At 33.1% G+C, this 20,097-nt stretch carries 11 protein-coding genes; all 11 read left to right on the forward strand.

Features of this window, described 5'->3' with window-relative positions; translation table 11 throughout:
* Positions 1 to 102: 102 nt before the first annotated feature.
* The 11 genes from ABYI63_RS05050 to ABYI63_RS05100 all read left to right on the forward strand — a co-directional run bounded on the left by ABYI63_RS05050 (position 103) and on the right by ABYI63_RS05100 (position 20,068).
* On the forward strand, positions 103 to 780 hold the full coding sequence (locus ABYI63_RS05050) for a head GIN domain-containing protein (protein ID WP_372754101.1): 678 nt from the start codon (positions 103 to 105) through the stop codon (positions 778 to 780).
* Positions 781 to 936: 156 nt separating this feature from the next.
* The gene (locus tag ABYI63_RS05055; protein ID WP_372754103.1) at positions 937 to 3,747 is read left to right on the forward strand and encodes a triple tyrosine motif-containing protein; all 2,811 of its coding nucleotides are present in this window, start codon (positions 937 to 939) and stop codon (positions 3,745 to 3,747) included.
* Between the two features lie 263 nt (positions 3,748 to 4,010).
* Positions 4,011 to 7,031 (forward strand): SusC/RagA family TonB-linked outer membrane protein, encoded by a 3,021-nt coding sequence (locus ABYI63_RS05060; protein ID WP_372754105.1) that lies wholly within the window; start codon positions 4,011 to 4,013, stop codon positions 7,029 to 7,031.
* A gap of 9 nt (positions 7,032 to 7,040) precedes the next feature.
* The gene (locus tag ABYI63_RS05065) at positions 7,041 to 8,543 is read left to right on the forward strand and encodes a RagB/SusD family nutrient uptake outer membrane protein (protein WP_372754107.1); all 1,503 of its coding nucleotides are present in this window, start codon (positions 7,041 to 7,043) and stop codon (positions 8,541 to 8,543) included.
* 18 nt (positions 8,544 to 8,561) lie between these two features.
* Positions 8,562 to 10,577 (forward strand): hypothetical protein, encoded by a 2,016-nt coding sequence (locus ABYI63_RS05070; protein ID WP_372754109.1) that lies wholly within the window; start codon positions 8,562 to 8,564, stop codon positions 10,575 to 10,577.
* A 12-nt stretch (positions 10,578 to 10,589) separates the two neighbouring features.
* Positions 10,590 to 11,480 (forward strand): glucan endo-1,3-beta-D-glucosidase, encoded by an 891-nt coding sequence (locus ABYI63_RS05075; protein WP_372754111.1) that lies wholly within the window; start codon positions 10,590 to 10,592, stop codon positions 11,478 to 11,480.
* A 124-nt stretch (positions 11,481 to 11,604) separates the two neighbouring features.
* Complete coding sequence (locus tag ABYI63_RS05080) at positions 11,605 to 12,660, forward strand: glycoside hydrolase family 16 protein (protein WP_372754113.1); 1,056 nt, start codon at positions 11,605 to 11,607, stop codon at positions 12,658 to 12,660.
* 90 nt (positions 12,661 to 12,750) lie between these two features.
* Positions 12,751 to 16,209 carry a hypothetical protein gene (locus tag ABYI63_RS05085; RefSeq protein ID WP_372754115.1) on the forward strand — a complete coding sequence of 1,153 codons (3,459 nt, stop codon included), beginning with the start codon at positions 12,751 to 12,753 and terminating at the stop codon, positions 16,207 to 16,209.
* 37 nt (positions 16,210 to 16,246) lie between these two features.
* Positions 16,247 to 17,542, forward strand: a complete 1,296-nt coding sequence (locus ABYI63_RS05090) for a glycosyl hydrolase family 17 protein (RefSeq protein ID WP_372754117.1) — start codon at positions 16,247 to 16,249, stop codon at positions 17,540 to 17,542.
* A 48-nt stretch (positions 17,543 to 17,590) separates the two neighbouring features.
* Positions 17,591 to 19,045 (forward strand): glycoside hydrolase family 30 beta sandwich domain-containing protein, encoded by a 1,455-nt coding sequence (locus ABYI63_RS05095; RefSeq protein WP_372754119.1) that lies wholly within the window; start codon positions 17,591 to 17,593, stop codon positions 19,043 to 19,045.
* A 21-nt stretch (positions 19,046 to 19,066) separates the two neighbouring features.
* On the forward strand, positions 19,067 to 20,068 hold the full coding sequence (locus ABYI63_RS05100) for a hypothetical protein (protein WP_372754121.1): 1,002 nt from the start codon (positions 19,067 to 19,069) through the stop codon (positions 20,066 to 20,068).
* The last annotated feature ends 29 nt before the right edge of the window (positions 20,069 to 20,097 follow it).

Here is a 20,097-nt window from a genome sequence, read left to right on the forward strand (position 1 = left end):
CTGCACTGGAGACTATTGAATTAGAATCTGCCAATTTTTTCCCAAAATAAATCATCAACGGAATAATTATTGATTAATCACGTTGTATAAAAAAAATAAACAATGAAACGAATTATCTTATTAACATTAGCAACAATCTTAACATCTGGAGCTACAATAGCACAAGCCCAAATTGAAAAATCTATTGGAGATTTTAAAGAACTTAAAGTTTATGACTTAATAGAAGTAGAATTAGTAAAATCCAATGAGAATAAAGCTATCATTACCGGAAATAATATGGAAGATGTGGTAATAAACAATAAAAATGGTACACTAAAAATTAGAATGTCTATTGGGAAAATTTTCGATGGTACAAATACAAAAGTAAAATTACATTATACAAGTTTAGATCTTATTGATGCTAATGAAGGCGCTAAAGTTTCAGGAACAGATCCTATTAAGCAATTTGAGATAGATTTAAGAGCTCAAGAAGGTGGAAGTATTGAAATACCTTTAGAGGTTACTTATACTATAATTAAAGCCGTTACGGGTGGTAAAATTATAACCACTGGAAAATCGACCTCTCAAAAAGTGACAATTTTTACTGGAGGTTTTTATGATGGTGAAAAATTAGAAACAACCAAGTCCGATGTTTCTATAAATGCTGCAGGTGAAGCACATGTAAAAGCATCTAAAACAGTAGATGCAAAAATTAGAGCAGGTGGCGAAGTGTATGTTTACGGGAAACCTGAAACTATAAATGAAAATATTGCCTTAGGTGGGAGCGTAAAACGCATGTAAAACCTAACTATTTCAGAATATATAAAAAAGCAATACTTACTACTAGGTATTGCTTTTTTTCATTTTAAAAATGTATTAGAACGATTTAATTAGACAATAGTATTCTAATGCTTTATATTTATTATATTAGTATTTAAACTTTCCCTTTCTAACGAAATGCCAACTAAACTACTACCAGTATTATTATTTTTATTTTGTTGTTTTATTTTAAAAGCACAAGAGCATCCACCTGTACAGGTTTATTCACCAAATGATTATGGCTCAGAAAATCAAAATTGGGCGATTTCTCAGTCTAATAAAAAAATTATTTACGTAGCAAATAATAAGGGCTTATTGGAGTTTAATGGTGCTAAATGGCAATTTTATAATTCTCCTAATGAAACTATTATTAGGTCGGTTAAAGTAATTAATGATGTAATTTATACAGGTTGCTACCAAGAATTTGGTTATTGGAAAAAAAACAATTTAGGTCTGTTACATTATACTTCATTATCAACAAAACTTAAAATTACTTTTTTAGAAGATGAAGAAATTTGGAATATTCTAGATGTTGATAATTTTATTTTATTTCAATCGCTAAAGCGAATTTATATTTTCAATAAAAATAACGATTCTTATTCGGTTATAAATTCAGATGCGGTTATCTACAAACTTTTTAAAATTAATGAAGGTGTTTATTTTCAAAAGGAAAAAGTAGGTGTTTTCGAAATTGTAAACGGCAAAGCTAAACTTGTAACCAACCACCCTATTGCTAAAGAAAATTTATTAGTAAATATATTTAACCATCAAGGAAATTTATTATTTCACACAGAAGATAATGGTTTATTCATTTTTAAAAATAAGGAATTTACCAAATGGAATATTACTGCAAATTCTGTGCTTTTAAAAGACCGAATATATCGTAGTATTAAGTTAAAAGACAATAGTTTTATTTTTGGAACAATCTCTAATGGTATTTTTCATATTGCTCCCAATGGTGATATTAAATATCATATAAACCAAAATAATGGTTTAAGTAATAATACCATACTTTCAGTTTTTGAAGATGTTGATAATAACGTTTGGTTAGGTTTAGAAAATGGTATTGATTGTGTAAATATACAATCGCCATTTAGTATTTACAACGATCAAATTGGTAAAATAGGATCGGTAAATGCATCGGTAATATTCAATAATAAATTGTATTTAGGTACCAACCAAGGACTTTTTTATAAAGACCTTAAATCAAATTCCCAATTTGAGCTAATACCTGGTACACAAGGTGCTGTTTGGTGTTTAACTAATATTAATGATACCTTATTTTGTGGTCATAACTCAGGAACATTTATAATTAATGGTACTCAGGCTCAGTTAATTTCGGATATTGGAGGTACATGGGATATTAAACCAATTTCTAATAACAATAATTTATTACTGCAAGGCAATTATACGGGTTTGTGTATCATTGAAAATAAGCAAGGTAAATGGGTGTTTAGAAATAAAATTGAAGATTTCAATATTTCAAGCCGATTTTTTGAACTACTTGATGATAGTAACGTATTTGTAAGCCATGAGTACAAAGGTGTTTTCAAAATAAAGTTAGATGCTAATTACACTAAAGCTATTTCTGTACAAGAAGAAACTTCGGTAGATAAAGGTTTCAACAGTAGTTTAACAAAGTTTAAAGATCAAATATTATATACCAAAAAAGAAGGGGTATTCAAGTATCATCCTGTCAAAAACAAGTTCGTAAAAGACTCTATATTAAGTGGTTTGTTTAAACAACATGAATATACATCTGGAAAATTAGTTTTTAATAAAGAAACTAACACACTTTGGTCTTTTTCTTCTCAAGGTTTTAGTTATTTAACGCCAATTAAGCTTAGTAATAGTTATAAAATTAAAAAAATTCCCTTCCCAATTTCGTTACGAAATGATATTTCAAATTATGAAAACATAGCGTATTTAAACAATAATAAATTCCTGTATGGAAACACTTTAGGGTTTATTGTTATAGATTTAGATAAGCTAAATTACAAATCGCATAAAATTAGTATAGATCTTATTTCTAGTAAAAATTATAAAAACGGATTTAAAACCAAATTTTTAGATATTTCCACGAATGGCAATTTTAAGAATAACGAAAATAACATAGAATTTAGTTACAGTGTACCCGAATACGATAAATATTTAGAAGCAGAATATCAATATAAATTAGATGGTATTTATAATTCATGGAGTAATTGGTCTACAAGTTCAAGTGTGTTTTTTGAAAATTTACCTTACGGTGAATATACTTTTTATGTAAAATCTAGAATTGGCAACGATCTTTCCGAGAATATAGAAACCTATCGTTTCACTATTGAGGCGCCATGGTATTTAACCAATGTAATGCTGGTAATCTATTTTCTTTTATTTGCATTATTTTCTTTTTTCATGCACACAATTCATAAACGTTATTATAGAAAACAACGCGAAAAAATACTTCTTAAAAATCAACGTGAATTAGAATTAAAAGAATTGGAAAATAAGCAACAACTCATGCGTTTTAATAACGATAACCTAAGACAAGATATTGAAAATAAAAACAGAGAATTAGGAATCTCTACCATGAGTTTAATTAAGAAAAATGAATTTTTAAATAGTATTAAAACCGAATTACAAAAAGCCCAAGACCCTAAGAATATTAAAAGAGTTATAAAAATTATTGATAATAATTTAAATAATACAGATGATTGGCATGCCTTTGAAGAAGCCTTTAATAATGCCGATAAAGACTTTCTTAAAAAGATTAAATCCTTACATCCATCACTTACTTCTAATGATTTAAGACTTTGCGCTTATTTAAGGTTAAATTTATCTTCAAAAGAAATAGCTCCACTACTTAATATATCTGCAAGAAGTGTAGAAGTAAAGCGTTATAGATTACGTAAAAAAATGGATTTACAGCACGAGTCTAGCTTAACAGATTATATTTTAGAAATATAACAGCACAACAACCTCTATTTTTACCTATACAACACCACAACATTTGATGTTTTAATACCTATACCGCTAGGTATTACACAATGTGAAATTCTTATTATTTAGCTTTAAAATTGTGGTTTTATTAATTATTTGAGTATTTTATTATGATGTATATTTTTTGTTGCGGTCAAAAATTATAATATCTCAATCTTCAAGAGTAATTTTATAGAAACTAAATAATCTAAATTAATATGAGACATTATCTCTTTAAAATTCTAGCATTAATGTTTATTACATATTCTGGGGCACAGAATATAAACATTAGCGGAAATGTACAAGACAATTCGGGGTTTCCTATTCCCGGTGTTAACGTTATTGTAAAGAATACAACTAAAGGTGCAGTTACAGATTTTGATGGTAATTTTACCATTGCCGATGTAAAAACGGGCACAACTTTAATCTTTAGTTATATTGGTTATGTAACTAAGGAAGTTGTTGTAACAAATACTTCTAAATTAAACATTCAATTACAAGAAGACTTAGCAAAACTTGATGAAGTTGTTGTTATTGGATATGGTACACAAACTAAAAAGGAAATTACTGGTGCGGTAAGTGTAGTAGGTGCAGAAACGATTGATGCACTTAAGCCTACACGTATTGAGCAGGCATTACAAGGGCAAGTTGCCGGTGTTAATATTACATCGCAGTCTGGTACTCCTGGTGGTGGTTCTACCATAAGCATTAGAGGTGTATCCACAAATGGTGATAGCAGACCATTAATTTTGGTTGATGGTAACGTTATTGAAGATTTAAGCGTTGTTAACCCTAATGATATTGAAAGTATGAACATCCTTAAGGATGCTACCGCAGGTATATATGGGGTAAGAGCGGCAAATGGGGTTATATTAATTACTACCAAAACAGGACGCAAAGAAATGCCTTTAACCATTGAGTATTCTTCCTTTGGAGGCTTTCAAACTACCACCAGAAAAATTCCTGTTTTAAACGCTACCGAATACGCTTTATTATTAAACGAAGCATCTGCAGCTGCTGGATCATCAATTCCTTATACGGATGTAACATCTTTAGGTGCTGGCACCGATTGGCAAGATGAAGTTTTTAAAAATGCTTTTATGATGAACCACAACATCCTTTTTAAAGGTGGTGGTAAAAAATCGTCTTATTCTTATAGTGGATCGTTCTTAACTCAAGATGGTATTGTTGGCGGAAGTAATTCAAACTTTACGCGTTTTACTAACAATGCTAGTTATAATTTGGACTTTTTAGATAATTTCAAATTTACTTCAGGGCTTACCTTAATGAGGACTAGTAAACGTAATCTTGCGGAAAACTCTAATGCATCTGTACTTTTTAATGCCATAAACATGTCACCTATAATGACGGTGTTTGATGCTAACGGTGATTACACAAAAGCAGAAGGTTTGGGTGCAGAGGTTATTAACCCTATAGCCCAAATTGATGATACTTATGATAGAACCAAGGTTACTAAATTAAGCGGTAATGCAGGTTTATCATACAATTTCTTAGATCATTTTACAGCACAATCGAATATCCAATTTAACTATTCAGAAGTATCTTCTAAAGTTTTCAATCCTATCGCCAATTTTGGTAGTGGAAAAGTATTTAATGTGGATAGAAGTAGTGTTTTTGAAGGCTTAAACTATTTTAGAGATTATACTTTTGATGCCTTCATTAAATATGAAAATAAAATTAACGACATTCATAATATTAACGTGCTTCTTGGTACCTCTGTTTTTAAAACAACGGGTGAATTTACTGGCGCAACTGGTTTTGATATTGTTGATAATGATATATTAAATGCCAATTTAGATCAAACAACAGATATAGAAAACATCAACAGATTTACTGGTTATAATCCAGAGTTCGATTCTAGATTATTATCCTATTTTACAAGATTGCAATATGATTATAAAGGTAAATATTTGATTTCGGCAGTTGTAAGACGTGATGGTTCTACAAAATTTGGTCCAAATAACAGATTTGGTATTTTCCCTTCAGCATCTCTTGGTTGGGTAGCTTCCGATGAAGATTTTCTTAAAGATAATGAACTTTTTGATTTGATAAAAGTAAGAGCTTCTTATGGTGTTCTTGGTAATGATAGAATTGGTGATTACAGATATATCTCTCTTTTAAGCAGAGGAAGTAACTATTATTTTAATGATGTTGAAGTTATTGGAACCGCTAGTGGCGGAATTGCCAACCCAGAAATTAAGTGGGAAAAACAAAAAACCTTAGATATAGGTTTAGATTTAAGGTTATTAGATAATAAAGTTGATATTACAACCGATTACTTTAAAAGAAGAACCGAAGATTTATTAGTGGCTCCTGAAGTATCAGGGTTATTAGGTGTAGGTGGATCTCCTGTTGTAAATGGTGGTGTAGTAGAAAATACCGGACTTGAATTTGCTATTGGGTATTCAGATAGATTATCAGACGATTTTAAATTTAGTGTAAAATACAATGTAACTTATATTAAAAACGAAGTTAAATCTGTAAATACCGATACTGGTGTTTTGACAGGAGGCTCTTTTGGTATCGGTCAACCAGCACCTTCTAGAATGGAAGCTGGTTTTCCAATAGGTTATTTCTACGGATATCAAACAGCAGGTGTTTTTCAAAATCAAGCTGAAATTAACTCATCAGCAGTGGGCGATACAACACCACAACCAGGCGATTTAAAGTTTGTTGACCAACTTACGGTAGACACAAATAATGATGGTATTCCAGATCAGGCTGATGGCGTAATCAATTTAGATGATAAAGTAAATATTGGTAGCCCGTTACCAGATGCTACTATGGGTATAAATTTATCATTAGATTATAAAAACTTTGATTTTGCAGCCTATGCGTTTGCTTCAGTTGGAAATGAAATTGTTCGTAATTATGAAAACAATAATATATTAACTAACAGCACTATTTATCGATTAAATCGTTGGACAGGTGAAGGTACCTCAAATGATTCACCAAGAGTAACTGGTGGTGCAACTTCTAACACATTATTTTCAGATTTCTATGTAGAAGATGGTTCTTTTATTCGTCTTCAAAATGTGCAATTAGGGTACACATTTTCTGAGAGTGCACTTGAAGGTTCTAAGATTGACAAATTACGATTATATGTTTCAGCAAGTAATTTATTAACCCTAACCAAGTATAGTGGTTTCGACCCTGCCGCTTCTTCTGGATCTCCATTAGGTGGTGGTATAGATCAAGGTTTCTACCCAAGTGCCAAAACATTTTTATTAGGGCTAAACGTAAAATTTTAATTAGAAATTATGAAAAACTTAAAAATAAAAAGTAGTCTTTTTTTATTGATATTAATAACGTTGTTTTCATGTGCAGACGATTTTATTGATGTTAAATCTCAAGATGAAAATTCAGAAGATTTTTTTAATTCTGAAGCCGATTATCAGTCTGCTTTAATTGCAGCTTACGATATGTTACAAGCAACAGCAGAACAATTTCAAACAGCTGAAATTGCTTCAGATAACGCCTTGTGTGGCGGACAAGATGCTAACGATACTCCTGGAAAACAGGAAATTGACGATATGATCCATACCCCCGTTAATGCACAATTACGTAATATTTGGACATGGATGTACACCGGTGTAAACCGCGCTAATTATATTATGGAGTTTCAAAATAATTTGGAATTTGCAGGTAAAACAAGTGTGCTTGCACAAGCACGTTTTTTAAGAGCTTTCTATTATTCAGAACTAGTAAAATGGTTTGGCGATGTACCATTAGCAGTTGATAAACGCATTCAGTTTGGCGATCAATTTACTATTGATAGAACCTCCAAAGCTGATGTTTATGCTCAAATTGAGCTAGATTTAATTTATGCAGCTGATAATTTACCATACGTTCAAAGCGAAACAGGAAGAATAACCAAGGGTGCAGCCCAAGCGCTTTTAGGTAAAGTGTATTTATACCAAGAAAAATTTACAGAGGCTGCTGTTGTTCTAGAAGATTTAATAGCAAAAGGGCCTTACGACTTGTTATCAACTGCCGAAGCAATAAATATGTTTGAAAACGATTATGAAAACAATATTGAGTCGGTTTTTGAAATCCAATATTCTGATAATAAAGGAGGAAGCTACGATTGTTTTTATTGCTTAGATGGCAATTATGCAGTAGGCTTTAATGGTGTTAGAGATTATGTAGGCCCATTATTTGATTTTGGTTACAGTTTTAATGTTCCAGTTCAAGATGCTGTTGATGCTTTTGAAGATGGCGATATCCGTTTAGAATATACCATTTTAGACATTGTAAAATGGACAGAAGAAAATAAAGATTGGGTAAACACCAGTGATGGCTCTACAGGCGTAAAATCTAGCCAAGGTTACGAGCATACAGGATATTTTAATAGAAAATACATTGCTCGTAAAGGAGATTTAAACTTACCTGATGCGGCACTTACAAACCCTAATAACTTTCGTGTTATCCGTTTCGCAGATGTATTGTTAATGGCAGCCGAAGCTTTAAATAGAGGTAATATAAGTGATGATAGAGCTAAAATTTATTTGAATAGAGTACGTAACAGAGCGAATTTACCTAGTGTAAACACTTCAGGTACTAACTTAACAAATGACATCTATAAAGAGCGTCGTGTTGAGTTAATGGGCGAAGGACTTCGTTTCTTCGATTTAGTTAGAACCAACAAAGCAGAAGGCACCATACCAGGCTTCTCTAAGGCTAAAGGACATGAATTATTTCCTATTCCTATTCAAGAAATTGAATTAGCAGGAAATAGATGGTCTCAAAACCCTGGATACTAAAACTAAAACTAAAGAATTATGAAAAACATTAAATATATATTAAGCTATTGCTTGTCGTTATTAATACTTTTTAGTTGTAATAAGGATGATGATAATTTTGATTATTTGGATAGCGCGGCAGCACCAGCAAATGTGTCGGCTTCTTTTCAAATAACTCAAGATAATACAGGACTAGTAACTATCATACCAAATGCAGAAGGAGCTGTTTCTTATAATATAACTTATGGAGACGGATCAGCAGAACCAGTTGTAGTTAAACAAGGAGGGAATACACAGCACGTATATGCGGAAGGTTCTTATTCAGTAAAAATTGAAGCTATTGGTATTACCGGTCTTAAAACCGAAGTAACCAAAGACCTTATGGTGTCGTTTAGAGCACCAGAAAATTTGGAAGTTAAGGCTGAAATAGACAGTTCAAACCCTTTTGTATTAAATGTGTCTGCTACAGCAGATTATGCAACTTATTTCCTTGTATATTTTGATACATCAAATCCAGATGAAGAACCAACAGCCTTAGATATGGGTGGAACGGTTAGTTTTGAATACCCAGCAGTAGGCGATTACACTATTAAAGTGGTTGCCTTAAGTGGTGGTGTTGAAACAACAGAAATAACACAAGAAATAACTATTTCTAAACCTACTGAATTACCTATAACTTTTGAAATTTTTGATGCAACGGCATTTATAGGGTTTGGTGGTGCTTCGGCAGCTGTTGTAGATAATCCGGATATTAATGGAAACGTGTCTTCTAAAGTTGGAAAAATAGTAAAAGGAGGTCCAGAAATTTGGGCTGGAAATGTTATTACAACATCGGCTCCTATCGATTTTTCTACTAAGAAATTTATTAAAATGAAAGTTTGGTCTCCAAGAGCTGGTGGAAAAATGATTTTGAAATTGGAGAATTTAACGGATGCAAACATTAACAAGGAGGTTGAAGTAACCACTGTTGGAAATGGAGCTTGGGAAGAAGTAATATTTGATTTAAGCACTATTGATGTAAGTAAAACATACCAAAAACTTGTCATGTTTTTTGATTTTGGAACTGTAGGAACAGGTGGTGCAAATTGGACATTCTATATTGATGACATTAAACAAGTTGAAAATGTATCAGGACCGTCAGTTTTACCAATTAATTTTGAAGCTTCATATCAATTAAGCTCTTTTGATGGCGGTGCTATTTCTGTAGTTGCTAATCCGGATACTGCGGGTAATACTTCAAGCATGGTTGCTAAAATGGTTAAAGGAGCCGGTCAAGTTTGGGCAGGTTCTAAAATTACTGTAGAGACTCCTTTTTCAATAGACAACAGTACTACTATTACCGCTAAAGTTTGGTCTCCAAGAGTTGGGTTGAAGTTACTTATGAAATATGAAGATGCAACCGGTTGGCCCAACACTAAAGCAACAGATGAAATTATTGCTACTACAACTAAAGCAAATGCCTGGGAAGAATTATCATTTACTTTAACTGGTGTTGATGCAGCTGTTGATTATGTTAACCTAGTACTAATAATGGACAATGGTACTGCCGGTGATGGCTCTGCAAATTATACCATTTACATTGATGACATTTCAGTGGTTTCATTTTTAGATTTCGAACCAGAACAAGCTTTGAGTAGCTTTGATGGTGGTGAAATTTCTGTAGTTGCAAATCCTGATTCAGCGGGAAATGCTTCAAGCATGGTAGCTAAAATGGTTAAAGGAGCTGGTCAAGTTTGGGCAGGTTCTAAAATTACAGTAAACACTCCTTTTCCAATAGATAATAGCACGACTATAACAGCAAAAGTTTGGTCGCCAAGAGCAGGCTTAAAACTACTAATGAAGTTTGAAGATGCTACCGGATGGCCTAATACTAAAGCGACAGATGAGATTATTGCTACTACAACCAAAGCTAATGCATGGGAGGAATTATCATTCACTTTAACCGGGGTAGATGCAACTGTTGATTATGTAAATCTTGTATTAATAATGGACAATGGTACTGCCGGTGATGGCTCTGCAAATTATACCATTTACATTGATGACATTCAAAATTAAAAAAAGAAAAACATGAAAAACTTAAAATATATAATAGGAGTATTCCTTACGTTTTTGATGCTATTTACTAGCTGTCAAGATGATAATGTGGAATTTGGAGATTTAATTGCCCCTTCAAATATTCAACTAACGGTTGATATTGTGGGAGCTGATGCTACAAACCCTAACGGAGATGGTAGTGGTACCGTAAATTTTACAGCCACTGCAGATAATGTTACTACAATACACTTTGTGGTTCAAAATATTACAAAATTGGCTTCAGGCGGATCTATTTCTCATGATTTTACACAACTAGGCCTGGTAACTTATCCAGTAACGGTAATTGCATTTGGTACTGGTGGGGTTTCATCTAGTAAAACATTTGAGGTAGAAGTATTATCTACTTACGAACCACCAGCCGATTTACTAACCATGTTAACAGCTAACAGTTCAAGAACATGGAAAGTAGCAGGTACTTTACCACAGCATTTTGGATTAGGTCCAGTTGGTGGTAGTAGTTTTGGTGAGTATTACCCGGGTGTTTCAGACCAAACAAATGCAAAAGCAGGAGCCGGAGTATATGACGACAGATACATTTTTGATGTAGATGGAACCTTCACTCACATAACAAACGGAACTGTTTTTGGTCGTGAAGTTTTAATAAACGAATTAGGAGGTTCAGGAGGAACTGTAAATGGTGCCGATATTGAAAACTATGTATTCGGTGACTATACGGCACAATGGAGCTTAACAGCACCAGGAGGTGTTGAAACCTTAAGTTTAACAGGTATTGGCTTTATTGGTTACTACGTTGGTGGAAATCATAAATATGAAATTTTTAGTAGATCGGCAAATGAAATGGTTTTAAGAACAACCGATGGAAATGGTGATTTTGATTGGTGGTTTAAATTAATACCTGAATAGAAAAAAGGGTAATTAATAGCGAGGAGAAGGGAGGTTTTAACATCTCCCTCTTTTTTAAAAATGAATTTTTAATACGGAAAACATGTTTAATAAGGTCTTTTATATTTTTCAAATAGTATTTGTAATGTTAATATCATGCTCAGGTTCGAGTGATGATACTATTGTAGAAGTACCTAAAAATATCATTCCTAGTAACTTAGTGTTACAAATAAATATTTCTGGTTCTAGTAGTAGTAATCCTAATGGTGATGGGTCTGGTGTCATTACTTGTAATGCTAGTGCAACTAATGCCATTTCTTTTGGCTTTAAAGTTGGTACTGAAGCAGAGGTAAAAAATACAACAGGCATTTTTAATTATACATGTACAAAAGAAGGTGTAAACGATTATTTAGTAACTGTTTTTGCTTATTCCAGCACAAATGATGTAATAAGCGATTTTAAAAAAGTAACTGTTTTTGTTGCCGAAAAAGAACCACAACTTATTTGGTCTGATGAATTTAATACTAATGGAGCACCTGATATTACCAAATGGGGTTATGATATAGGTACGGGTAACAATGGATGGGGTAACGGAGAAAAACAGTTTTACACGCAAAGAACCGATAACGTAAAAGTTGAAGATGGTGTATTAAAAATAATTGTTAAGAAAGAAAATTATCAAAATTCAGAATACACATCAGCAAGGCTATTAACTAAAGGTAAATTCGATTTTACTTATGGAAGAGTCGATGTAAAAGCTAAATTACCAACAGGTTATGGTACTTGGCCGGCAATTTGGATGTTGGGCGCTAACATTGATACCGTAGGATGGCCAGCATGTGGAGAAATTGATATTATGGAGCATTGGGGTTATAATCCAACTATAATTTCTAGTGCTACGCATACACCATCTTGTTCTGGTGGCTGTATCAACACAAGTGTAGGAGAAACTACAATCACAGATTATAATACGGCATTCCATGTTTATAGTTTAGAATGGTCTGAAAACGAACTGAAGTTTTTTATAGACAACGTTTATAAATATAGTTATAAACCATCCGTAAAGACTAATAGTACCTGGCCTTTTTATGCACCTCAATTTTTAATATTAAATGTAGCTATTGGTGGATCTTGGTTTACCATCGATCCTAATTTTACAGAATCTGTAATGGAAATAGATTACGTAAGAGTATATCAATAATTATTTCAAATTTAATATAAAGTGTATTGGACATTGATTTATCAATAACCAAAATACTAATAGTAAAACATATATAAAACAGTATCAATAATGAATCAGACTATTTTTACAACTGAAAAAAACGTTTCTAATGAAACAAATTCTATAAAAGGCGAATTGGTAATTTTCGATAACGAAAGCTATTATAAAATTTCCAATAGCAATACCATGCGTCCGTTTTTTATGAGTATTGTAAGCGACTCGAACCATTGGATGTTTATTTCAAGCAACGGAGGTCTTACAGCAGGAAGAAAAAACAGCGAATCTTCTTTATTTCCTTATTATACTGATGATAAAATAACAGAATCTGCCGACATAACAGGAAGTAAAACCATCTTTCAAATTCATATTAAAGGAAAAGCCTATATATGGGAACCTTTTTCTGAGAGGCAAACTGGCTTATATCAAATAACCAGAAATGTTTATAAAAACAGTTATGGTAATAAGGTGGTTTTTGAAGAAATTAATAAAGACCTGGGCCTAACTTTTAGGTATCAGTGGAATTCAAGTAATCAGTTTGGGTTTGTAAAAAAATCGACTGTAATTAATAACGCTAAAAGAACCGTAAAACTGACTTGTTTAGATGGTTTGCAAAATATTTTACCATCGGGTGTAGAAACTGATTTACAAAACAGTCGCAGTAATCTAGTAGATGCCTACAAGAAAAATGAGTTACTGCCAGAAGTTGGTCTGGGTATTTACGCACTAAGCGCCATAATTGTTGATAAGGCCGAACCTAGTGAAGCTTTAAAATCAAACATTGTTTGGTCTGTTGGTGTAAAAAACCCAACGTATTTAGTGTCTTCTTTACAACTCGATAATTTTAGAAAAGGTGAAGTTGTACACCAAGAAACTGATATAAAAGCAGAAAAAGGTGCGTATTTTATTGCTACGGATATAGAACTCGAAGATAACGCAGCGGAACATTGGATGTTTGTAGCTAACGTTAATCAAACAATTTCTGGAGTTGTTCAAATTTCAGAAATGATTAAAAATGATGCCAATGTAGTTGAGCAAATTCAAAAAGATATCGATGCAGGTACCGAAAACTTAATTAAATTAACGGGGGCTTCAGATGGTTTACAACTTACAGCAGATCCATTAACTAACACCAGACATTTTGCAAATACCATGTTTAACATTATGCGTGGTGGTATATTTGATAATGACTATACTATTGAAAAACAAGATTTTATAAAATATATTTCAAAAGCCAACAACGAGGTTTTCCAAAAAAAGGAAGATGTTTTAAATAAACTTCCTAACATTTTCAGCTTAAATGATATTAAAAATATTGCCGAAAAAGATGAAGACAAAAACTTCAAACGTCTGTGTTTTGAATATTTACCATTAAAATTTAGTAGAAGACATGGCGACCCAAGTAGACCTTGGAACAGATTTTCTATTAACACACAAAGTGAAGTTGATGGTTCTAAAATTTTAGATTACGAAGGCAACTGGCGCGATATTTTCCAAAACTGGGAAGCCCTGGCACATTCGTATCCAGAGTTTATTGAAAGCATGATTCATAAGTTTTTAAATGCCACAACATTTGAAGGCTATAACCCATACCGTGTAACAAAAGATGGTTTTGATTGGGAAATTATTGAAGAAAACGACCCATGGTCGTACATAGGTTATTGGGGCGATCATCAAATAATTTACCTTCTTAAATTCTTAGAATTTATTGAAGATTATTATCCGAATCAATTAGAAAAACGTTTTTCAGAATCTGTTTTTGTTTATGCCAATGTACCTTATAAAATTAAAAGCTACGAAGACATTCTTAAAAACCCAAAAGATACCATTGATTTTGACCATAAACTCGATTCAAAAATCAATGAAATTAAGCAGACTATTGGAGCAGATGGTGCTTTATTAAGAGATAAAAATAAGTCCATTTACAAAGTAAATCTTATTGAAAAATTATTGGCTACCGTATTGGCAAAAGTGTCAAACTTTATTCCAGAAGGGGGTATTTGGTTAAACACCCAGCGCCCAGAATGGAACGACGCTAATAACGCCCTGGTTGGTAACGGTGTTTCTATGGTAACGCTTTACTATTTAAACCGATTTTTAAATTTCTTTGAAAATGTAGTTTCAAAATCTAAAACATCTGAAGTTGAAATTTCATCGGAATTAACTACGTTTTTTAATGGGGTAGTTGCTACACTTCAAAATAATAAAAACATCCTTTCCGGAAGTATTTCTGATAAAGACAGAAAAACAGTTTTAGATGGATTAGGACAAGCCGCAAGCAACTTCAGAAGTGGGATTTACAAGGATGGTTTTTCTGCTGAAAAATCAACTTTAAGTAAATCGGAACTTTTAGAGTTTCTTCAAATTGTAAAATTGTATTTGCAACACACTATCGATGCTAATAAACGTACCGATAATATGTACCATGCTTATAACTTAATGACGATTGAAAATGATAGTGAAGTTTCTATATCGTATTTACCTGAAATGCTTGAAGGGCAAGTGGCTGTTTTAAGTTCGGGGTATTTATCGCCAAAAGAAGCGTTAAGTTTATTAGATGGTTTAAAAAGCAGTGCGCTGTTTAGAGAAGACCAGTACAGTTATATCTTGTATCCAAATAAGGAATTACCAAGGTTTGATAAAAAGAACAACATCCCTTCGGAAAAGGTAGAACAATCGGATTTGTTAAAGCAACTGCTTAAGGATGGTAACGTTCAAATTATTGAAAAAGATGTTTTAGGTAACTATCACTTTAATGGTAATTTCAACAATGCTAACAGCTTAAAAACAGCTTTAAAAAACTTACCCCAAACACAATATAAAACCCTGATTGAAAAGGATACAAAGATGCTTCTAGATATTTTTGAAAGCATTTTTGACCATAAATCTTTCACAGGTCGTTCAGGTACCTTCTTTGGTTACGAGGGCTTAGGGTCTATTTATTGGCATATGGTTTCTAAATTATTATTGGCTGTTCAAGAAAACTGTCTGTTAGCTATTAAAAACAACGAAAGTGATGCCCTTGTTGGTAAACTTTTGGACCATTATTATGAAATTGAAGCAGGTATCGGGGTACATAAATCGCCAGAATTATACGGCGCATTCCCAACCGATCCGTATTCGCATACACCCGCTACCAAAGGAGCACAACAACCTGGAATGACGGGGCAAGTTAAAGAAGATGTACTAAGCAGATTTGGTGAACTTGGTGTTTTTGTAGAAGAAGGATGCCTTAGGTTTAACCCACGTTTGTTAAGACATAACGAGTTTTTAAATACCTCGAAAACATTCCGATTTACAAACATCAATAAAGCCGAAGAAGCCATTTCATTGGAAGCTGGTTCCTTGTGTTTCACCTACTGTCAAATTCCAGTGATTTATAAGTTATCTGAAACCGAAAATTTAAAAGTGGTGTTTAGCAATCAGGAAACATTAGAATATGCCGAGTTAAAAATAGATAAAGCAACTTCTAACAAAATTTTTAAACGTAGCGGAGAAATCAGTCAAATTATAGTTTCTATTAAGAAATAATGATGTTTAATAAATAGGGTTTTGGAAACTGTATATCATGAAAACAAGTTTAAAATATATACTGTTAGTCTCATTTTCAATTATTGTGATGGGATGTGCAAATAAATCCAAAAAAGATAGTAATAACGTGACGAAAGAAAAGCAAATAACTGCAGCAGATATTTTAGGAAATCCTGATTATTTAGCCATTTCTTATGGAGGTTATAGGTTAAAATCTAGAGATAGTCAACCTAGTATTGCAGAATTAAAAGAGGATTTAAAAATTCTTTCAGCCATGGGTATTAAAATTGTGCGTACCTATAATGTTCAACCTAAATTACCGCATGCATCAAATGTTCTCGAAGCCATTCATCAATTAAAAAGCGAAGATAATAACTTCGAAATGTATGTCATGCTGGGTGCGTGGATGGATTGTTTAAATGCTTGGACGGAGCTAGAACCAAATCACGATATAGAAAGTCCTCAAAATGCGGGCGAAATTGATAGGGCAGTGGCTTTGGCTAACAAATATCCGGACATTGTTAAAATAATTGCCGTTGGTAATGAAGCCATGGTAAAATGGGCTACTAGTTATTACGTGCAACCCAATGTAATTTTAAAATGGGTTAATCATTTACAAAATCTTAAAAAAGAAGGAAAACTTTCTAAAGAAGTATGGATTACAAGTTCGGATGATTTTGCTTCTTGGGGTGGTGGCGATTCGCTTTATCATGTTGAAGATTTAGAAAACTTGATTAAAGCTGTAGATTATATTTCAATGCATACTTATCCATATCACAATTCGCATTACAGTCCAGAGTTTTGGAGAGTTCCAGAAAACGAAATCAACCTATCCGATACCGAAAAGGTAGAGGCAGCAATGAAGCGTGCTTTACAGTTTGCCCAAAAGCAATACGATAGTGTTTCTAATTATATGAAAAGTTTAGGAGTTAATAAACCGATTCATATAGGTGAAACAGGCTGGGCTTCTACTTCAGATGGACTTTATGGGCCAAATGGCTCGCGAGCTACAGACGAATATAAACAAGGCCTATACTACAAGCATTTGCGTGAATGGACCAATAAAGCTGGTATTTCTTGTTTTTATTTTGAAGCTTTTGATGAGCAATGGAAAGACGCAGGAAATCCATCAGGTTCTGAAAACCATTTTGGGTTGTTTAAACTAAATGGCGAAGCAAAATATCCGCTTTGGGATTTGGTAGATAAAGGTGTTTTTAATGGACTATCAAGAGGAGGAAAGCCTATAACAAAAACCTTCAATGGTAATAAAAATGAATTAATGAAAACTGTATTAACACCTCCAACTACAATTGAAGTAGGTGCAACCAACTAAATCTATTATAAAATGAAAACGTATGTCTATTGTCTTTTAATATTAATTATGAGCTGTAATCAATCTGAAAATGTATTACAAGTAGAGGTATTCGAAACGTCTGAAAGCGGAAACCAGTTAACAAAATTAACCGAGTTTAGCGCAGCAGAAAACGCGTCTATCATAAAACTAAACCCAGAAGAAAAATTTCAAACCATCACAGGTTTTGGTGGTGCTTTTACAGAATCATCCGCCTATTTATTAAACAAGTTAAGTAAAGCAAATCGCGATAGCATTATCAAAGCCTATTTCGCTAAAGATGGTGCCAATTATTCATTAACAAGAACCCATATGAATTCTTGCGATTTTTCTTTAACCAACTATTCCTATACTCCAATTCCAGATGATGTAAACCTGGAACATTTCACGATTGAAGAAGATATGGACGATTTAATTCCGATGATTAAAGATGCTTTAGCTGTTTCAGAAGATGGATTTAAAATATTTGCATCGCCTTGGACTGCGGCACCTTGGATGAAAGATAATAACGAATGGGTAGGCGGTAAATTGCTTCCTAAATATTATGATACTTGGGCATTATTCTTTTCAAAATATATTGATGCTTATAAAGCGCAAGGTATTGAAATTTGGGGCTTTACTGTTGAAAACGAACCTCATGGAAACGGAAATAATTGGGAAAGCATGCACTTTTCACCAAAAGAAATGACCGATTTTGTGGAATTTCATTTAGGTCCAAAATTAGAAGCAGATGGTTATGGCGATAAAATCATTTTAGGTTACGACCAAAATCGCGCTGGCTTAAAAGAATGGGTAGACGAAATGTACAGAAGCGAATCGTCTTCAAAATATTTTGATGGAACCGCCATTCACTGGTATGAAAGTACCTATGATTATTTTCCTGAAGCCTTACAATATGCACATAATAAAGCACCTAATAAATTATTAATAGAAACGGAAGGTTGTATCGATTCCCAAATACCTGTTTGGAAAGACGATGCTTGGTATTGGAAAAAAGAAGCAACCGATTGGGGTTACGATTGGGCTCCAGAAGATCAAAAATATTTGCATCCAAAATATGCCCCTGTAAATCGTTATGCCACCGATATTATTGGTTGCCTGAACAACTGGGTAGATGGTTGGGTAGATTGGAATATGGTTTTAGATAAACAAGGTGGGCCAAACTGGTTTGAAAATTGGTGTGTTGCTCCCGTAATTGTAGACCCAGATACCGATGAGGTTTACTTTACTCCGCTCTATTATACCATGGCACATTTTAGTAAATATATCAGACCGGGTGCCACCGTTATTGGTGTTGATAATTCAGATAAAAGCCTAATGGTTACGGCTGCTAAAAATCCTGATGGTACAATTGCCGTAGTTATTTTTAATGAAGATAAAGAAGCTAAAAGTTTCAAAATTGCATTAAATGAAAGTACGGTAGATGTTCAAATTAGCGCTCAAGCTATTCAAACGATACTTATTCCAAGTAAATCAACAAAATAGAATCACTTTAAACCGAATATCATGTCAAAATACATAGTTCTCTTTTTAACAATGGTTGCTTTCACTGCATGTAAAAGTCAAAATAATACGGATGTTGTTTCTGTTAAAGAGCGTCAAATCTATGTAAATGATGCACGCTATCTTATTAAGGGTATTTGTTATCATCCTGTTCCTAAAGGAAGTACACAGAGAAACTTTGATAGTTTGGATCAGGATTTAGCTTTAATGGTTGAAGCGGGTATTAACACCATTCGTGTATATGCTCCAATTGATGATAAAACGGTTCTTGATAAAATTCATGAAGCTGGTTTAAAGGTTATTATTGGTTTTGGTTATAAACAAGATGGACATTTCGATATTTATTCGGGTTCCTTTATAAACTATGTAAATACTTATAAAAACCATAACGCCATATTAATGTGGGAATTGGGTAATGAATATAACTATCACCCAGAATGGTTTGAAAATGATATTAAAAATTGGTATTCAGCTATGAATAATGCGGCCGATTTAATTCATAAAAATGATGCGAATCATCCAACAACGACTGCTCATGGCGATTTACCCGATGCATTAGCCCTTTCCATGAGTCCGAATATTGATGTTTGGGGTATGAATGTATACCGTTGGGACAATCCAAGTACAATTTTTCCGGAGTGGCAGGCTATTAGTAATAAACCAATGTATTTGGCTGAAGCTGGAGGCGATAGTTATATGACTATTTCCAAAGATGGTTATGAGGCTGGTGTAAATGAAAAAGCCCAAGCTGATGCTAACAAACATATTCTGGAAGCCATTTTTAAGGCAACCGATATTTGCTCAGGTGTAACTTTGTTTGCTTTTGAGGATGGTTGGTGGAAAGCTGGGAATCCAGATAAGCAAGATCCTGGAGGTTGGGCTCCTAATAGCAGTGGTGTACCCTATGATGGTTCTCCAAACGAGGAATATTGGGGTATTGTAGATATCGATAGAAATAAAAAGCAAACCTTTCAAATTGTAAAAGATTTTTATACCAACCAATAAATAAAAATTAACAACTAAATAACCATAAG

It is taken from the genome of Mariniflexile sp., assembly GCF_041583155.1.
Taxonomy (GTDB): Bacteria; Bacteroidota; Bacteroidia; order Flavobacteriales; family Flavobacteriaceae; genus Mariniflexile.